Source organism: Bradyrhizobium sp. 164 (genome assembly GCF_023073715.1).
In the GTDB taxonomy this organism is placed as follows: domain Bacteria; phylum Pseudomonadota; class Alphaproteobacteria; order Rhizobiales; family Xanthobacteraceae; genus Bradyrhizobium.
The window spans coordinates 89597-105937 of sequence record NZ_JADPKA010000095.1 but is presented as its reverse complement, the minus strand read 5'-3'; the positions used below and the strand labels follow the sequence as shown (position 1 = coordinate 105937).

At 63.5% G+C, this 16341-nt stretch carries 21 protein-coding genes; 14 read left to right on the top strand and 7 right to left on the bottom strand.

Annotation, left to right across the window (positions count from 1 at the left end; genetic code table 11):
• Positions 1 to 4 precede the first annotated feature (4 nt).
• The 4 genes from cpaB to IVB01_RS28990 all read right to left on the bottom strand — a co-directional run bounded on the left by cpaB (position 5) and on the right by IVB01_RS28990 (position 1954).
• On the bottom strand, positions 5 to 802 hold the full coding sequence (gene cpaB, locus IVB01_RS29005; protein ID WP_247277836.1) for a Flp pilus assembly protein CpaB: 798 nt from the start codon (positions 800 to 802) through the stop codon (positions 5 to 7).
• A gap of 128 nt (positions 803 to 930) precedes the next feature.
• Complete coding sequence (locus IVB01_RS29000; RefSeq protein WP_247277835.1) at positions 931 to 1455, bottom strand: prepilin peptidase; 525 nt, start codon at positions 1453 to 1455, stop codon at positions 931 to 933.
• A gap of 119 nt (positions 1456 to 1574) precedes the next feature.
• Positions 1575 to 1712, bottom strand: coding sequence for a hypothetical protein (locus tag IVB01_RS28995; protein WP_247277941.1), 138 nt, complete (start codon positions 1710 to 1712; stop codon positions 1575 to 1577).
• Between the two features lie 77 nt (positions 1713 to 1789).
• Positions 1790 to 1954: a Flp family type IVb pilin gene (locus IVB01_RS28990; RefSeq protein WP_129274995.1), complete on the bottom strand. Its 165-nt coding sequence runs from the start codon at positions 1952 to 1954 to the stop codon at positions 1790 to 1792.
• Positions 1955 to 2219: 265 nt separating this feature from the next.
• Here IVB01_RS28990 and IVB01_RS28985 point away from each other — a divergent pair, with 265 nt between their 5' ends.
• The 4 genes from IVB01_RS28985 to IVB01_RS28970 all read left to right on the top strand — a co-directional run bounded on the left by IVB01_RS28985 (position 2220) and on the right by IVB01_RS28970 (position 5127).
• The gene (locus IVB01_RS28985; RefSeq protein WP_247277834.1) at positions 2220 to 3047 is read left to right on the top strand and encodes a sterol desaturase family protein; all 828 of its coding nucleotides are present in this window, start codon (positions 2220 to 2222) and stop codon (positions 3045 to 3047) included.
• Between the two features lie 148 nt (positions 3048 to 3195).
• Positions 3196 to 3693, top strand: a complete 498-nt coding sequence (locus IVB01_RS28980) for a pilus assembly protein N-terminal domain-containing protein (RefSeq protein WP_247277833.1) — start codon at positions 3196 to 3198, stop codon at positions 3691 to 3693.
• 253 nt (positions 3694 to 3946) lie between these two features.
• Positions 3947 to 4525 carry a TadE/TadG family type IV pilus assembly protein gene (locus IVB01_RS28975; RefSeq protein ID WP_247277832.1) on the top strand — a complete coding sequence of 193 codons (579 nt, stop codon included), beginning with the start codon at positions 3947 to 3949 and terminating at the stop codon, positions 4523 to 4525.
• A 23-nt stretch (positions 4526 to 4548) separates the two neighbouring features.
• The gene (locus IVB01_RS28970; RefSeq protein ID WP_247277831.1) at positions 4549 to 5127 is read left to right on the top strand and encodes a TadE/TadG family type IV pilus assembly protein; all 579 of its coding nucleotides are present in this window, start codon (positions 4549 to 4551) and stop codon (positions 5125 to 5127) included.
• 113 nt (positions 5128 to 5240) lie between these two features.
• Here IVB01_RS28970 and IVB01_RS28965 read toward each other — a convergent pair whose 3' ends face one another.
• From IVB01_RS28965 to IVB01_RS28955, 3 genes are all read right to left on the bottom strand, one after another.
• Positions 5241 to 5453 (bottom strand): cold-shock protein, encoded by a 213-nt coding sequence (locus tag IVB01_RS28965; RefSeq protein ID WP_247277830.1) that lies wholly within the window; start codon positions 5451 to 5453, stop codon positions 5241 to 5243.
• Positions 5454 to 5717: 264 nt separating this feature from the next.
• Positions 5718 to 6008: a translation initiation factor IF-1 gene (infA, locus tag IVB01_RS28960; RefSeq protein ID WP_011084263.1), complete on the bottom strand. Its 291-nt coding sequence runs from the start codon at positions 6006 to 6008 to the stop codon at positions 5718 to 5720.
• Positions 6009 to 6031: 23 nt separating this feature from the next.
• On the bottom strand, positions 6032 to 7603 hold the full coding sequence (locus IVB01_RS28955) for a DEAD/DEAH box helicase (RefSeq protein WP_247277829.1): 1572 nt from the start codon (positions 7601 to 7603) through the stop codon (positions 6032 to 6034).
• A 480-nt stretch (positions 7604 to 8083) separates the two neighbouring features.
• Here IVB01_RS28955 and urtA point away from each other — a divergent pair, with 480 nt between their 5' ends.
• The 10 genes from urtA (at position 8084) to IVB01_RS28905 (ending at position 16339) form a co-directional block, all read left to right on the top strand.
• Positions 8084 to 9412 (top strand): urea ABC transporter substrate-binding protein, encoded by a 1329-nt coding sequence (urtA, locus tag IVB01_RS28950; RefSeq protein ID WP_247277828.1) that lies wholly within the window; start codon positions 8084 to 8086, stop codon positions 9410 to 9412.
• An 84-nt stretch (positions 9413 to 9496) separates the two neighbouring features.
• A complete protein-coding gene (gene urtB, locus IVB01_RS28945) occupies positions 9497 to 11104 on the top strand; it encodes an urea ABC transporter permease subunit UrtB (RefSeq protein WP_247277827.1) in 1608 nt (535 codons plus the stop codon).
• Positions 11101 to 12270, top strand: a complete 1170-nt coding sequence (gene urtC / locus IVB01_RS28940; RefSeq protein WP_247495080.1) for an urea ABC transporter permease subunit UrtC — start codon at positions 11101 to 11103, stop codon at positions 12268 to 12270. The genes urtB and urtC overlap by 4 nt, the downstream gene beginning before the upstream one ends.
• A 4-nt stretch (positions 12271 to 12274) precedes the next feature.
• A complete protein-coding gene (urtD, locus tag IVB01_RS28935) occupies positions 12275 to 13036 on the top strand; it encodes an urea ABC transporter ATP-binding protein UrtD (RefSeq protein WP_247277825.1) in 762 nt (253 codons plus the stop codon).
• 3 nt (positions 13037 to 13039) lie between these two features.
• Positions 13040 to 13735: an urea ABC transporter ATP-binding subunit UrtE gene (gene urtE / locus IVB01_RS28930; RefSeq protein WP_247277824.1), complete on the top strand. Its 696-nt coding sequence runs from the start codon at positions 13040 to 13042 to the stop codon at positions 13733 to 13735.
• A 31-nt stretch (positions 13736 to 13766) separates the two neighbouring features.
• Positions 13767 to 14597 carry an urease accessory protein UreD gene (locus IVB01_RS28925; RefSeq protein WP_247277823.1) on the top strand — a complete coding sequence of 277 codons (831 nt, stop codon included), beginning with the start codon at positions 13767 to 13769 and terminating at the stop codon, positions 14595 to 14597.
• A gap of 24 nt (positions 14598 to 14621) precedes the next feature.
• Entirely contained in the window at positions 14622 to 14924 is a 303-nt protein-coding gene (locus tag IVB01_RS28920) for an urease subunit gamma (RefSeq protein WP_027553946.1), read from the top strand.
• 8 nt (positions 14925 to 14932) lie between these two features.
• Positions 14933 to 15238, top strand: a complete 306-nt coding sequence (locus IVB01_RS28915; RefSeq protein WP_247277822.1) for an urease subunit beta — start codon at positions 14933 to 14935, stop codon at positions 15236 to 15238.
• Between the two features lie 117 nt (positions 15239 to 15355).
• Positions 15356 to 15796, top strand: coding sequence for an endonuclease domain-containing protein (locus IVB01_RS28910; RefSeq protein WP_247277821.1), 441 nt, complete (start codon positions 15356 to 15358; stop codon positions 15794 to 15796).
• 3 nt (positions 15797 to 15799) lie between these two features.
• Positions 15800 to 16339 (top strand): HD domain-containing protein, encoded by a 540-nt coding sequence (locus IVB01_RS28905; protein WP_247277820.1) that lies wholly within the window; start codon positions 15800 to 15802, stop codon positions 16337 to 16339.
• Positions 16340 to 16341 lie beyond the last annotated feature (2 nt).

The following is a 16341-nucleotide window of genomic DNA, read 5'->3' as shown; positions in this document are numbered from 1 at the left end:
GTGTTCATCGTGCTTTTGCCGTCTGACTTGGAATGCCGTAGCGAATGATCGAAACGCCGTCGCGCTTCTGCGCGGATTCGTCGAGCGTGATCTCGCTGAGCTTGACGTCGGATATGCTGCGCAATGCCAGCGACAGCGTTCCGGCCTGGCGGGCCGACGAAAGCGCCTGGGTCTGGGCCGCATTGAGCTCCAAGGTCACGGTTTTGCCGACCACCGTGTTCTGGCCGTCCTTCTCCTTCGGCGCTTGGTCGATGGCCAGGACGCGGATGTTGGCGAGGATGATCTCGGAGGTGACAATGTCCGGGGCGCCACTGCTCTGGTCCGGGTTCTTGAGGCGGCGCGTGAGGATCACATCGACGCGGTCGTTGGGCAGGATGAAGCCGCCTGCGCCCGTCTCCGGCGAGATCTCGGTCGAGATCGCCCGCATACCGGAAGGCAGGATTGCCGCCATGAAGCCGGAGCCGTCGGCCTTGACCAGCTTCTGGTCTCGGATCGGCTCACCCTGGATGAAGGGAGCGCGCGCGATCGAGCCGGTCACCTGGCTCGCGCCCTCGGGACGCTCGTTGCGGCGGATGAAGGTGGCGCTGGCGGTCGCGGCCGGCCAAGTCTGCCATTGCACGTCGTCCGGCTTCACTGTCTGGCCGAGACCGATATCGTTCTTGGCGACCAGAACGTCGACGGTCGGAAGCTGCGCGACCGGAGCCGGAGGCGGCGCAGAATTGTCCGTGCCGCTCGCCAGGTACGCGGCGACGCCGCCGGCGCCGATGGCGACCGTCAGGACGACAATGCGTGCCCTATTCATACGCTTCACTTTCCAACAAAACGCCGCGACGCTGCCGCCGCCGTAATCGGCAGTTGACCAGCTATTCGTCAAAGCATGGTTAATGAGGCGTATCTAAATCGCCTTAACGCCTGGTTTACCCGGTGCGTTCAGCGCAGTACGAGGTGAGCGAGGTCGATCGCCTTCACCCATTCGGTCTCCGGGTAGACCATCAGCGCGCTCAGTGCGAGCGCGATTCCATAGGGAATGCCGCTCTCCTTGGCGTGCAGCCGTGCGAGCCAGGCCTGGCCCGCCAGTCCGTAGGGCAGCGGCCATTGCCGGAATTGGAGCAGGAGCAGCGTCAGCGCCCCGCCGAACAGCGACGCGTAGAGCAGGAAGTTCATCAGATGTGCAAAGCCGAACCAGAGTGCGACCGAGGCCGCGACCTTGGCATCGCCGCCGCCGACCCAGCCCATCGCAAAGCAGGAGAAGGCCACGATCAGGAGAAGTGCGCCGGCACCGACATGGCTCAGCACCTCGTAAGGTGCCATGCCACCGGCGAGGGCGAGGGCGAAGAAGCCTGCGACCAACGCCAGCGAAACGCGGTTCGAGATCGTCATCGTGAAGAGATCGCTCGCGGCGGCGAACGCCATGAGGGCCGGGAAGAGCAGAAGGCGCGCAAGGTCGAGGATCATGGGCTGCGTCTTGAGGCCTGGTTGTGTCGCGGAAGCTGGCGGCGCGGATGCTAGCCGGCAGTGCTAAACAAACCGACAACGGCAGCCGGGCGGCGGGGGTGGCACCGCCGCAAGCGTGCTCACCAGAGGCTGGCAATGCGCACGGCGAGGACGAGCGTCGCCAGCAGCAGCGCAAGGCAGACCCAATAGGCCGGCGAGCTGGTCTGCGACACCGCCTCGTTCGCCGCGACGGCGGCATCGGTTCTGTACTCGCGCAACGCCACTGGAACTCGCCGTCTTCAGAAAAACAAAGGCCCCGGAGGTCCGGGGCTTTTGCGGTCGCTCGTCAAGCCGCTTACTTCAGCGACGTGCTGATCGAGCCGAACTTGGTGTTCAGCGTGCTGCCGAGATTGTTGACGACGGTGATGATGGCCAGCGCGATGCCGGCGGCGATCAGACCGTATTCGATGGCGGTGGCACCGGATTCGTCCTTCGCGAAACGCGCAATCAGGTTCTTCATGAACAAAACTCCGTCTGGATGGGATCGCCTCGTTCGGCGCTGTCTTTGACGCGACGAACATGAGAGTCGAGCTCTTTCGGTAGCGTTAATTCATTCGAGCAAACCCGCTTGTGGCGCGGTGCTTTTGGCCAGAGTGAATTTCGTCTTAACGCGGCAGTTGAATTCGGTCTGTTCCGAATGCAGCGCATGCACCGCCGGCTTCACCCTCCCTTAAATCTAGCGGAGTAGGCCTAGGCGGGACCAGCAATTCGGAAGTGAGGCGACGATGTCGAGCCTGCCCATGCAAGTCGCCCTGATGCTCGGCGAGACGATCCAGAAGATGGTCCCCGTCACCCTGGTGCTCGCAGCAATCTTCACCGTGCTCGAGCATTTCTGGGCCTGCAATCCCGGCGCGCCGTGGTGGCGCAAGCGGGAGATCCTCACCGACATCTGCTACTGGTTCTTCGTGCCGGTGTTCGCCCGCACCATGCGGATCGGACTGCTGATCGTGGGCGCCGGCGTCGTCTTCAGCATCCGCGATGCCGACGACCTCATCGCTTTCTACGACAACGGCCATGGCCCGCTGTCACAGCTGCCGCTATGGCTACAGGCCGTGCTGTTCCTGGTGCTGTCCGATTTCATGCTGTACTGGCTGCACCGGCTTTTCCACGACGGCGGCTTCTGGAAGTACCACGCAATTCATCATTCGTCGGAGGAGATCGGCTGGATTTCCGCGGCGCGCTTCCATCCCGTCAACCTCATGCTCGGGACGATCAGCGTCGACGTCGTGCTGCTGATGGCCGGTATCTCCCCCAACGTGATGATCTGGGTCGGTCCGTTCACCACCTTTCATTCGGCCTTCGTGCACGCCAATTTGAACTGGACCTTCGGACCGTTCAGATACGTGCTGGCGACGCCGGTATTCCACCGCTGGCACCACACCTCGCTCGAAGAGGGCGGCGACACCAACTTTGCCGGGACGTTCCCGATCTGGGACGTGCTGTTCGGCACCTTCCGGATGCCGGAGGGCAGGCTGCCGCAGGATTATGGCAAGGACGAAGCGACCATGCCGAAGGAAATCGGCGGGCAACTCGCCTATCCGTTCCGCCGTTAGCGCGGCGCCGACGATTCGGAAGCTCCCTTCAAACAATAGTCGGCGAGTTTGCGGAACGTTCACGAATTAAGGGCAGGTTAGTCGGGTCGGGCACCGGCTCCGCTGTCTGATCGTTTCTGCCGGTTTGTGACGTCCCGGGGGTAAGAGTATGCGTAAAGAATTGCTGCGCCGTCAGGCGCGCGTCTGCCTTCTGGTTGCGGCCGCGATGCTGGCGTTGCCTGGTGCCGGCCTTGCCGAGCCCACCGCCGATACCATCGCCGTCAATGTCGACCAGGCCAAGCTGGTACGGCTCCCCGGCAAGGTCGCGACCATCGTGGTCGGCAATCCCCTGATCGCGGACGTCACGCTCCAGCCTGGCGGCATGATCGTCGTGACCGGGAAAGGCTATGGTGCCACCAATTTCATCGCGCTCGACCGGGGCGGCGAGATCCTGGTCGACCGCCAGATCCAGGTCGAAGGTCCGAGCGACCGGCTCGTCACCGTCTATCGCGGGATCGAGCGCGAGTCCTATAGCTGCCTGCCGCTTTGCCAGCGCCGCGTCACGCTCGGCGACAGCGATGCCTACTTCAACAACACGATGAACCAGGCGGGCACACTGAGCGGCAATGCCAGCGGCACGGCCGGAGCCGGCGCCAAGACCAACTAGCAGAACCGGCGAAGTTGCTCGGGCAGGATCGCCTGACCGGCCCGGACGCTGGCGCCTCCCACGAGGAGTTCTTCTCTCCGCGCGCCCTTGTTTCCGCGTGGCCGTCCTGTCTGCCTGCCTGTGCTTGGGCGTTCGCGGTTAACGCATGCTTAATGAGGCGGTCTGACCGGAGCGGATCGCCTGAAACACTTAAACAATCAGTTTTCGCTATTGAAACGGGCAGATGATTGCCGTTGCCGGGGAATTTGACGCGATGCCATCGCCTGCACCAACGAGGTTCACGCTGCTCGCCGCGCTGCGCCGGTTTCGCGGTAACCGCCGCGGCTCCGCGGTCGTCGAGTTTGCGCTGGTCGCTCCGGTGTTTTTCGCGTTGCTGTTCGCCATCATCGAGACGGCGCTGATGTTCTTCGCGGGCCAGGTGCTCGAGACCATCACGCAGAATTCCGCGCGCGTGGTTCTGACCGGGCAGGCGCAATCCGGTTCAGTGACGGCCTGCGCCGTCTCCGGCGTGAGCAAGCCCTGCACGCAAGCAACGTTCAAGTCCTATGTCTGTAGCCAGATTCCGGCGCTGTTCGATTGCAGCAAGCTCTATGTCGAAGTCACGAGCTTCTCGTCCTTCGCTGCGGTGACGCTGCCGACCCATATCGACGGCTCCGGAAATTTCGACACGAACACGAGCTACAGCCCGGGCGGTGCGGGCGACATCGTGGTGGTGCGGCTGTTCTATCAATGGCCGCTGTTCGTCACCGGCCTCGGCTACAACACCTCCAATCTTGCGGGCAGCAAGCGGCTGCTGGTTGCCACGGCCGCGTTCAAGAACGAGCCTTACTAAGACCAATGGATCTGGACGGAACGATGCAGACGATGTCGAGAATCTGGTGGGCGGCCCGCTGCGCCGTGGGCGAGTTCGTCGCGGACAGCAGGGCGCTCGCGGCGACCGAATTCGCGGTGATCGTGCCGCTGATGCTGGTGATGTTCTTCGGCACGGTCGAGTTCTCGTCGGCGGTGGCGATCGATCGCAAGGTGACGCTGATGGCGCGGACGCTGTCCGACCTCACCTCGCAATCGATTTCGGTCGGCGATACCGACATGACCAATTTCTTCGCGGCCTCGACCGGCGTCATGACGCCGTATCCCACCACGACGGTGTCGGCGACGATCAGCGAACTCTATGTCGACCCATCGACCCTGCAGGCGCATGTGCAGTGGAGCAAGGGATCCGCGCCGCGCACGGAGAAGTCCCCGGTCACGATTCCCACGACGCTTGCGGTCGGCGGCACCTACCTGATCTTCAGTGAGGTCAGCTACACCTACACGCCGACGATCGGTTACGTGCTCAAGAACGCGGTCACGCTGAGCGATGTTGCCTATACCCGCCCGCGCCAGTCCACCTGCGTCTATTACAGCCCGGCTACGGCCTGCACGGTCTACTGATCGCAGCGCCTCCTTCCGACATGAAAAAGGCCGTGCGTTGCGCACGGCCTTTTTGATTCCTTGGCTCGCCTGAGCTGGTCCGGGGCAATATCCGGGCTATGGGCCCGGCGGGCTCAGCCTGCGGCGCGGAGGTTGTCCGCTGCCGACTTTCCGGAGCGGCGGTCGGCCACGATCTCGTAGGAGACCTTCTGGCCTTCGTGCAGCGAGCCGAGGCCGGCGCGCTCGACGGCGCTGATGTGAACGAACACGTCCTTGCCACCGTCATCGGGCTGAATGAAGCCATAACCCTTGGTCGCGTTAAACCACTTCACGGTTCCCATGCTCACTGGGGTAGTCCCTTCTAGATAGCACCATGTAAGAGCCCGCTCGCGCAGGCAGGTTAGATCGAATTTTTGGAAAGGTCGTCAGCGTGTCTGAACCGGCTGTACCGGTGGATGCTAATGTCGTCCGGCCGAAAATCGATTAATTCATTTTATCGGAATTAGGGCTTCAAAACAATCCGGAGCGCACGATTTTTTGATCCGCCGCGAGGTGCGCGGCGGATCAGCATACAGACCAGAATTTTACTTCCGCGCTGAGGCGCCCGAAGACTAACGGCGGCGGAACTGGCCGCCGCGCTGCGCTCCACCCCGCGGCGGGCCGCCGGACGTGGCGGGACGCTCGTCCTTGTGGCGGAAAATCAGTCGGCCCTTCTCGAGGTCATAGGGCGACATCTCCACCGTCACGCGGTCGCCCGCGAGCGTCTTGATCCGGTTCTTCTTCATCTTGCCGGCGGTGTAAGCAACGATCTCGTGTCCGGCGTCGAGCTGCACGCGGTAGCGTGCGTCGGGGAGGATTTCGGTGACCAGTCCTTCGAACTGGATCAGCTCTTCCTTAGCCATGAATTTCTCCAGGTCGTGGACGGCTAGTGCGAAAAGGGTTTGCGATTCGGTTGACCGTTCGGCCGACTCTCGCGGCGCAAAAAGGCAACGCCTTGTATCCCATCAGGCGTCCCGGCGCTATGCGCGGAACGCTGTTCCGGACGGTCGGTTAGCGACGAATGCATCTTAGCACCGGAACGGCGGCGACGAGATGCCTTCGAAGCTTTCGGGCCAGTGCCGGGCCGCCCGTCAATATGCCGTCCCTCGCCGGGGCGTCCGTCGCCCTGCTTGCCGGCGCTGTGGTGGCGCCCGTCGCCATGCCTTTCGTCGGCACGCCGCCCGTCACCCTGCCCGTGCCGTGCGCCCTGCGGACGCTGGCCCGGGCGGCCTGGCCGACCTTGTCGTTGCTGCGGCGGGGGAGGACCGGCATCCCGGCGACCGGCATCGGTGCGGTGGTCCTCACGCGTCAACGCAACGCGGATCAGGCGCTCGATGTCGCGGAGATAGCCGAGCTCGTCACCGCCGGCAACCAGCGAGATCGCGGTGCCGTCGGCGCCGGCGCGCGCAGTGCGGCCGATGCGGTGGACGTAAGTCTCGGGCACGTTGGGCAGATCGAAATTGATGACGTGGGTGATGCCGTCGACGTCGATGCCGCGGGCGGCGATGTCGGTGGCGACCAGGGTACGGATCTCGCCCGACCGGAACTGGCCCAGCGTTCGTTCGCGATGGTTCTGTGACTTGTTCCCATGAATGGCGCTGGCGGGGATGCCCGCCTTCTCCAGTGTCTTTACGACCTTGTCGGCGCCGTGCTTGGTGCGGGTGAAGACCAGCGCCCGGTTGACCGGTTCTTCCTTCAGCAGCTTGGCGAGGAAGGCCGGCTTGGCCGAGAAGTCGACCTGGAGGATGCGCTGGTTGATCCGTTCGGCGGTCGAGGAGACCGGGGTCACCGCGACGCGGGCGGGATCACGCAGCATAGCGTCGGCGAGCTCGGCGATGTCCTTCGGCATGGTGGCCGAGAAGAACAGCGTCTGCCGCTTGATCGGCAGCTTGGCAACGATTTTGCGGATGTCGTTGATGAAGCCCATGTCGAGCATGCGGTCGGCCTCGTCGAGCACGAGGAATTCGACACTTGAAAGCTTCAGCCCGTTGCTCTGGACAAGATCGAGCAGGCGGCCGGGAGTGGCGACCAGAACCTCGACGCCCTGCATCAGCGAGCGGACCTGGCGGCCCATCGGCACGCCGCCGATGGCGAGTGTTGAGGACAGGCGGATGTGGCGGCCATAGGCATTGAAGCTGTCGAGGATCTGGCCGGACAGCTCGCGGGTGGGCGACAGCACCAGGACGCGGGCGGTCTTGGGCTGCGGCTTGATGCGGTTATCGAGCAGGCGATGCAGGATCGGCAGCGCGAAGGACGCGGTCTTGCCGGTGCCGGTCTGGGCAATGCCGACGACGTCGCGGCCGGTCAGCGCCAGCGGGACGGTCTGAGCCTGGATCGGGGTGGGGGTGACGTAGTTCTCTTCACGAAGAGCGCGTGCGATGGGTTCGGCGAGGCCGAAATCCTGAAACGAAGTCAAAAGAGGGGTTCTTTCCATGTCAAAGGCGGGCGCCCGGCGCATTCGGCGCGGCGCGCGCATAGGGTGTCGAGAAGACACCTGCGTGTTTGGGGTGTCGGATGGGCTTGGGAGATATGGGGCAAGCCAGAGGCCCGTAGGGGCTTAAGAACACGCAGCTCGCAACGACGGCTTGATTCGCAAGCAGTCTCGACCGTTCATATGGAACATCGTCGGGGCGCTTTCAAGGCGGGTTCGTCCTAAACGGTGGTTGCGGCGCAGAAATAGTTGTGCCGGAAATTTAGCCAAGACGGACGATTTGCATATAAAACAGGCCATCTGCCGCTTTCGCATACATTCCCATTGCCTAGGGTTTAGGCGAGCAGATCGCGGCGAAACTTAGAAAATAAGCCGTTTTCACAGCAAAACCAACGGCTTGAGGGCTGTCTAGCCCATGGCATGGTTCTTGCGAATCCGTTAATCGCAGGCGGCCGTGGGGCCGTTTCGCAGCGTTTTTCACGTCTGCGTCAGGGAGATGATACACTCATGCTTAGCAAATCCACTCACGATATAGCGGCGTCATTTAGCCGCCGCGGCGTCCTCGCCGCGACCGCCGGGCTGATGCTCGGTCTGGCTTCATTGACTGGCGCCAAGGCCGCGGACGACACGATCAAGGTCGGCGTGCTTCACTCCCTTTCCGGCACCATGGCCATCAGCGAGACCACGCTGAAGGACACCATCCTCTTCCTGATCGACGAGCAGAACAAGAAGGGCGGCGTGCTCGGCAAAAAGCTCGAGGCCGTCGTCGTCGACCCCGCTTCCAATTGGCCGCTGTTCGCCGAGAAGGCGCGCGAGCTGATCACGAAGGACAAGGTCGCGGTCGTGTTCGGCTGCTGGACCTCGGTGTCGCGCAAGTCCGTGCTGCCGGTCTTCAAGGAGCTGAACAACATCCTGTTCTACCCCGTGCAGTACGAGGGCGAGGAGAGCGAGCGCAACGTATTCTACACCGGCGCTGCGCCGAACCAGCAGGCGATTCCCGCCGTCGACTATCTGATGAAGGAAGAGAAGGTGAAGCGCTGGGTGCTCGCGGGCACCGACTACGTCTATCCGCGCACCACCAACAAGATCCTGGAAGCCTATCTGAAGTCGAAGGGTGTGGCTCAGGAAGACATCATGATCAACTACACGCCGTTCGGTCACTCCGACTGGCAGACGATCGTTGCCGACATCAAGAAGTTCGGCTCGGCTGGCAAGAAGACCGCGGTGGTCTCGACCATCAACGGCGACGCCAACGTTCCCTTCTACAAGGAACTCGGCAACCAGGGCATCAAGGCCAAGGACATCCCCGTGGTCGCGTTCTCGGTGGGTGAGGAAGAGCTTGCCGGCATCGACACCAAGCCGCTGGTCGGGCATCTCGCCGCCTGGAACTACTTCCAGTCGATCAAGACCAAGGACGGGTCGAACGAGAAGTTCATCAAGGATTGGCAGGCCTACACCAAGAACCCGAAGCGCGTGACCAACGACCCTATGGAAGCACACGTGATCGGCTTCAACATGTGGGTGAAGGCAGTCGAGAAGGTGAAGTCGACTGATCCGGACAAGGTGATCGATGCGCTTCCGGGCATCGAGGCGCCGAACTTGACCGGCGGCGTGTCGAAGATGCTGCCGAACCACCACATCACCAAGCCGGTGTTCATTGGCGAGATCAAGGGCAACGGCCAGTTCGACGTGGTCTGGAAGACCCCGGGTCTCGTTGCTGGCGATGCCTGGTCGAAGGAGCTCGACGGCTCCAAGGACCTGATCGGCGACTGGGTCGGCAAGAAGTGCGGCAACTTCAATACCAAGACCAACAAGTGCCTCGGTTCGGGCTCCTGATCCCGATCTGACGCTCCATTGCAAGATTGGAGAGGGCGGCGATCCCGCCGCCTTCTCCACCCATTTCCGCCGGGGTCATTCACAGTGCCAGCCCATTTGTCCGCCCGTCTCCGTTCGCTCCTGCTCTCGTTGTTCCTGATCGCGTTCGCGCTGCCGGCCTTCGCCGGTCCGTTCGAGGATGCGGTCGCAAAATTCGCCAACGACGATTTTTCCGATACGGAAGAGGCGATCGGCGCGGTCGCAAGCAGCGGCAACCCGCTGGCATTGCCGATCATCAGCGCGCTTCAAGACGGCCGCCTCATGGCCGATCCAGATAGCAAGAAGGTCTATGTTACCGGCGCCGACGGCAAGTCGATCGATGCCGCGACCGGCCAGCCGGTGACCAGCATTCCCGACAGCGCGAGCGCGGTTCGCCTCAACAACCGTCTGCGCCGCAGCGTCGATGCCGCGGTCGGCGGCCTCACGCTGCAGTCGCCGGATGTCGGAACGCGCCTCCAGGCCGCGCAATCCGTGTTCAAGTCGCATGAGGAGACCGCACTCGAAGCCGTCGATGGCGCCCTCGCCAAGGAAACCAACCGATCCGTCAAGGCTGCGCTAGGCGAAGCCCGGGCGGCCATCCTGCTGTTCAAGTCGGACGCCACCGAGGTCGAGAAGCTGGAGGCCGTCGCCACGCTCAAGGCGCGCGGCGATCAGGAGGCGCTGGCGCTGCTCACCGGCATGGGCGACCAGCCGGCCTCGGTGACCAAGGCTGCCGCGAGCGCGATCGGCTCGATCCAAAGCTCGCTTGCGGTCTGGTCGATGGTGCAGAACGCCTGGTACGGCCTCTCACTCGGCTCGGTGCTGCTGCTCGCTGCGATCGGGCTCGCCATCACCTTCGGCGTGATGGGCGTCATCAACATGGCGCATGGCGAGATGGTGATGATCGGGGCCTACACCACCTTCGTGGTGCAGGAGGTGATCCGTACCCGCTATCCCGCCCTGTTCGACTATTCGCTGCTGATTGCCGTGCCGCTCGCCTTTCTCGTCGCCGGCGCCATCGGCGTCCTCATCGAGCGCAGCATCATCCGCTTTCTCTACGGCCGTCCGCTGGAGACGCTGCTGGCGACCTGGGGCCTGTCGCTGGTGTTGCAGCAGGCGGTGCGCACCATGTTCGGCCCGACCAACCGCGAGGTCGGCAATCCCTCCTGGATGAGCGGCGCGTTCGAACTCGGCCAGATCACTATCACGTATAACCGGCTCTGGATCCTCTGCTTCACGCTGGCCGTGTTCGCGATCCTGCTCGCGATGCTGCGCTACACCGCGCTCGGCCTCGAGATGCGCGCGGTGACGCAGAACCGCCGCATGGCGGCCTCGATGGGCATCGCCACCTCGCGCGTCGATGCGCTCACCTTCGGGCTCGGCTCGGGCATCGCCGGCATTGCAGGCGTGGCATTGTCGCAGATCGACAATGTCAGCCCCAATCTCGGCCAGAGCTACATCATCGATAGTTTCATGGTCGTGGTGTTCGGCGGCGTGGGCAATCTCTGGGGCACCCTGGTCGGCGCCTTCACGCTCGGCATCGCCAACAAGTTCCTGGAGCCGGTCGCAGGCGCCGTGCTCGGCAAAATCGCCATCCTGGTTCTGATCATCCTGTTCATCCAAAAACGGCCGCGCGGCTTGTTCGCGCTCAAGGGCCGTGCGGTGGAAGCATGACCCCTCACATGCTGACGCGATCGCTGGACCGCAGCGCGACGATTTTCCTCGCCGTCGTCGCGGCCTGCGGCATCCTCATCCCGCTCTCCAACCTGCTGCTGCCTGCGGGCTCGTTCCTTCAGGTGCCGACCTATCTCGTCGCGCTCTGGGGCAAATATGTCTGCTACGCCATCCTCGCGCTCGCGATCGACTTGATCTGGGGCTATTGCGGCATCCTCTCGCTCGGCCACGGCGCCTTCTTCGCACTCGGCGGCTACGCCATGGGCATGTATCTGATGCGACAGATCGGCACCCGCGGCGTCTACGGCAATCCGGTCCTGCCCGACTTCATGGTGTTCCTGAACTGGCAGAAGCTGCCCTGGTACTGGTACGGCTTCGACATGTTCTGGTTTGCGGCGCTGATGGTGCTGGTCGTGCCGGGCCTTCTCGCCTTTTGCTTCGGCTGGCTCGCCTTCCGCTCCCGCGTCACAGGCGTATATCTGTCGATCATCACGCAGGCGATGACCTATGCGCTGCTGCTCGCCTTCTTCCGCAATGATTTCGGCTTCGGCGGCAACAACGGCCTGACCGATTTCAAGGACATCCTCGGCTTCAACGTGCAGGCGGAGGGTACGCGCGCCGCATTGTTCGCGCTGAGCTGCCTGGCGCTGATCGTCGGCTTCCTGATCTGTCGCGCCATCGTCTCCTCCAAGCTAGGCAAGGTGCTGATTGCGGTGCGTGACGCGGAATCGCGGACGCGCTTCCTCGGCTACCGCGTCGAATCCTACAAACTGTTCGTGTTCACGGTGTCGGCCTGCATGGCCGGCGTCGCCGGCGCGCTCTACGTGCCGCAGGTCGGCATCATCAATCCATCCGAATTTGCGCCGGGCAATTCGATCGAGGCGGTGATCTGGGTTGCGGTCGGCGGCCGCGGCACACTGGTCGGCGCGGCGCTCGGCGCCGTCGTCGTCAATTACGCCAAGACCTTCTTCACCTCCGGCGTGCTCGCGCCGTACTGGCTGTTCATGCTGGGTGCGTTGTTCATCCTGGTGACGCTGCTGCTGCCGAAGGGCATCGTCGGCACCTTCAACGCCTGGTGGGACTCATCGAAGGAAAAGCGCGCCGCCGCGGCCATTGCGAGCGCTGCGGCCGAAGATGGCGTCACCGAACCCAAGATGGCGGAGTAGCGCGATGAACGTCATGGATACCCGCGCCACCTCCGCGATGCTCTATCTCGACGGCGTGCACGTCTCGTTCGACGGCTTCCGCGCCATCAACAACCTGTCGCTGACACTCGAGCCCGGCGAGATGCGCGCCATCATCGGCCCGAACGGCGCCGGCAAGACCACGATGATGGACATCATCACGGGCAAGACCAAGCCGGACGAGGGCACTGTGCTGTTCGATGGGGTCACCGATCTGACGCGGCTCGATGAGACCCGGATCGCCGAGCTCGGCATCGGCCGCAAATTCCAGAAGCCGACCGTGTTCGAGAGCCAGAGCGTGCAGGACAATCTCCTGCTCGCGCTCAATGTCGATCACTCGGTCCGGGGCACGCTGTTCTGGCGCGGCAGCAAAGCGGAGTCCGAGCGCATCGACAAGGTGCTGGAGACGATCCGGCTCACCGACGCCCGCAACCGTCTCGCCGGCAGCCTCAGCCATGGCCAGAAGCAGTGGCTCGAGATCGGCATGCTGCTCGCGCAGGACCCAAAGCTGCTCCTCGTCGACGAGCCGGTCGCCGGGATGACCGACGTCGAGACGCATCTCACCGCCGAGCTGCTGAAAGAGATCAACAAGACCCACACCGTGATGGTGGTCGAGCACGACATGACTTTCGTACGCGAGCTCGGGGTCAAGGTCACCTGCTTGCATGAAGGCACCGTGCTGGCGGAAGGCACCATCGACCAGGTCTCGTCCAACGAGCGGGTCATCGAAGTCTATCTGGGACGCTGAGCGATGCTTGAGGTCAAGGACATCAACCTGTTCTACGGCGCGGCGCAGGCGCTGCGCGGCGTCTCGATCTCGGCGGAGCCGGGCAAGGTGACTTGCGTGCTCGGCCGCAACGGCGTCGGCAAGACCTCGCTCTTGCGCGCCATGGTCGGGCAATATCCGATCTCCTCGGGCGCGATCGTGCTCGACGGCACAGACATCACGGGCCTGAAGCCCTACGAGCGCGCGCGCAGGGGCATCGGCTTCGTGCCGCAGGGCCGCGAGATATTTCCGTTGCTCACGGTCGAGGAGAACCTCAAGACCGGCTTCGGCCCGCTCAAGCGCGAGGACAAGCACATTCCGGATGACGTGTTCTCGCTCTTCCCGGTGCTGCAATCCATGCTCGGCCGGCGCGGTGGCGACCTCTCCGGCGGTCAGCAGCAGCAGCTCGCGATCGGGCGCGCGCTGGTGATGCGGCCAAAGCTGCTGCTGCTCGACGAGCCGACCGAAGGCATCCAGCCGTCGATCATCAAGGACATAGGCCGCGCCATCTCCTACCTGCGCAACCTCGGCAACATTGCGATCGTGCTGGTCGAACAATATCTCGACTTTGCTTGCGAACTCGGCGACAGTTTCGCGGTGATGGATCGCGGCGCGGTGAAGTTCACCTGCGACCGCTCCAATCTCGACGCGAGCGAAATCAGCCGCCAGATGGCGCTGTAGGCCATTCTGCCGCGACCGGCTGGGGAGGCGGATGCGCAGCGACTTTTCAGTCACATCAACCGTTTTCGAGGCGAACCGTGCCCGCGGCGCGGTGAGCTTCGATGTTCAGGCGCGCGACGGCGTGACGCGGCGTGGCACGTTGCATGAAAGCGGCTCGCTGCGCGTGCGCTTTCCGTCGCCAGAAGGCGAGGGGCTGTCTGGCGTGTTCGTCAACACGGCCGGCGGGGTCGCTGGCGGCGACCGCTTCGACATTGAGATCACGGCCGCTGATGCTGCGCGGCTGACGCTGACTACTGCGGCCGCAGAAAAGGTCTATCGTGCGCCGGGACAGGCGGCCGAGCTCAATATCGCGCTGAAGGTCGGCGCAGGCGCGCATCTGTCCTGGCTGCCTCAGGAGACCATCCTGTTCGATCGCGCCCGTGTCTATCGCCGCTTCGACATCGCGCTTGATGAGACGGCTTCGCTTCTGCTCTGCGAGATCGTGGTGTTCGGTCGCACCGCCATGGGCGAGCGGATGGAGCAGGGCGAGTTTGTCGATCGCTGGCGGCTCTCTCGCGGCGGCAAGCTGGTGTTCGCCGAAACCATCAGGCTCGACGGCAATATCGGCGCAAAACTCGGCCGATCTGCCGTTGCCAAAGATGGCGCCGCGATCGGCACGGCCCTGATCCTGCCTGGAGACGAGGCCCTGGTTGAGCGCCTGCGCGAAGCATCGGACTCGTTCGCGGGCGAGGTCGGGATATCCGCCTGGAATGGCTTTGCAATGGCGCGGTTCTGTGCCCAAGATGCGGCGCGTTTGCGCGCTGACATGATGGCGGTGCTGGCGCGCACCGGCGCCGTGCTGCCGCGGCTGTGGTTGAATTGACGTGTTGAACGGAAGAGATTTCGCATGAACCTGTCTCCCCGCGAAAAGGACAAGCTTCTGATCTCCATGGCCGCCATCGTGGCGCGCCGCCGGCTGGACCGCGGCGTCAAGCTCAACCATCCCGAGGCGGTCGCGATCATCTCCGATTTTATCCTCGAAGGCGCCCGTGACGGCCGCACCGTCGCCGAACTGATGCAATCCGGCGCGCAGGTGTTGACCCGCGATCAGGTGATGCCGGGAATTCCGGAGATGATCCACGATATCCAGGTCGAGGCGACCTTTCCGGACGGCACCAAGCTCGTCACCGTCCACGAGCCGATCAGGTAGGAGCAGACATGATTCCCGGCGAACTCTTCATCCAGGACGGCGAGATCGAGCTTAATGCTGGCCGCAAGACCGTGACGCTGACAGTCGCCAACACCGGCGACCGTCCGATCCAGGTCGGCTCGCACTACCATTTTTTTGAAACCAACCCGGCGTTGAAGTTCGACCGCAGACGCGCCCGCGGCATGCGCCTCGACATCGCGGCCGGCACCGCCGTCCGCTTCGAGCCGGGCCAGACCCGCGATGTCCAGCTCGTCGCCATGGCCGGCAAGAAGACGATCTACGGTTTTCGTGGCGAGGTGATGGGGAGGCTGTGAGTGCAATAACGGCGAGCGCAGCGCGACGCGATTGAGGCGAGTGCAGTGATCCACGGTGAGGTGAGCGCAACTGTCGCGCTCCCTCCCCCCTTGCGGGGGAGGGGCGGGGAGGGGGGTATGCCACACGACGAAGTCTCCCGGTCGCAAAGAACCCGTGCCAAGCAATTGCGGCGGGCGATGACGCCCGCGGAGACGCTTCTCTGGCGCCATCTTAAAGCTCACCGCTTGGCTCGCCTCGGGTTTCGCCGTCGAGCTCCAATGGGCGATTACATAGCCGATTTCGTTGCGCATTCCTGCAAGCTCGTCGTCGAGGTCGACGGTGAAAGCCACGAATTCGCGGCGCGCATACGTCACGATGAGGTGCGCGACGAGTGGTTCGCGTCGCGCGGATATCGCGTGTTGCGCTTCACCAATAACGACGTAATGAAGAACCTGGAGGGAGTGGTTCTCGCCATCCTTCAGGTAGCGGAGCCCGGAGCACCCCTCTCCCTGGCCCTCCCCCGCAAGAGGGGAGGGAACGGAGAGATCGGTGTATCTGATGGCGCGAAGGAGGCCTAAGCCATGCTCTCACCCATCCGCCTCGTCTCTGAAGCTGCCGAACTCGCTGCGCGCCGTCATAACGGCATGGCGCGCAAGGGGCGCGGCAACGAGCCCTATATCAATCATCTCGCAGAGGTCGCGAACCTGCTTGCGACCGCGACCGGTGGTGCCGATGCCGAGCTGGTGGCGGCCGGATGGTTGCATGATTCCATCGAGGACACCGACACCACGCGCGAGGAGCTGGCGCAGAGATTCTCCGAGCGTGTCGCCGCCCTCGTCGCGGAATGCACCGACGACATGAGTCTGCCGAAAGCCGAGCGACGGCGTCGGCAGGCGATGGACGCGCCAAAAAAATCCGCCGGCGCGAAGCTGATCAAGATTGCCGACAAGATCAGCAATACAGCGGCGCGCATTCAAACCGATTTGAGTGCCGAGGAGCACGACGAACTCGTCGATTACGTTGAGTGGGCCACGCAAGTCGTTGCGGGCTGCCGCGGCGGCAACGCGTGGCTCGACGAGAAGTTCGACGATGCCGTGAAAGCAGCGAGGGCCGTGCTGTGACC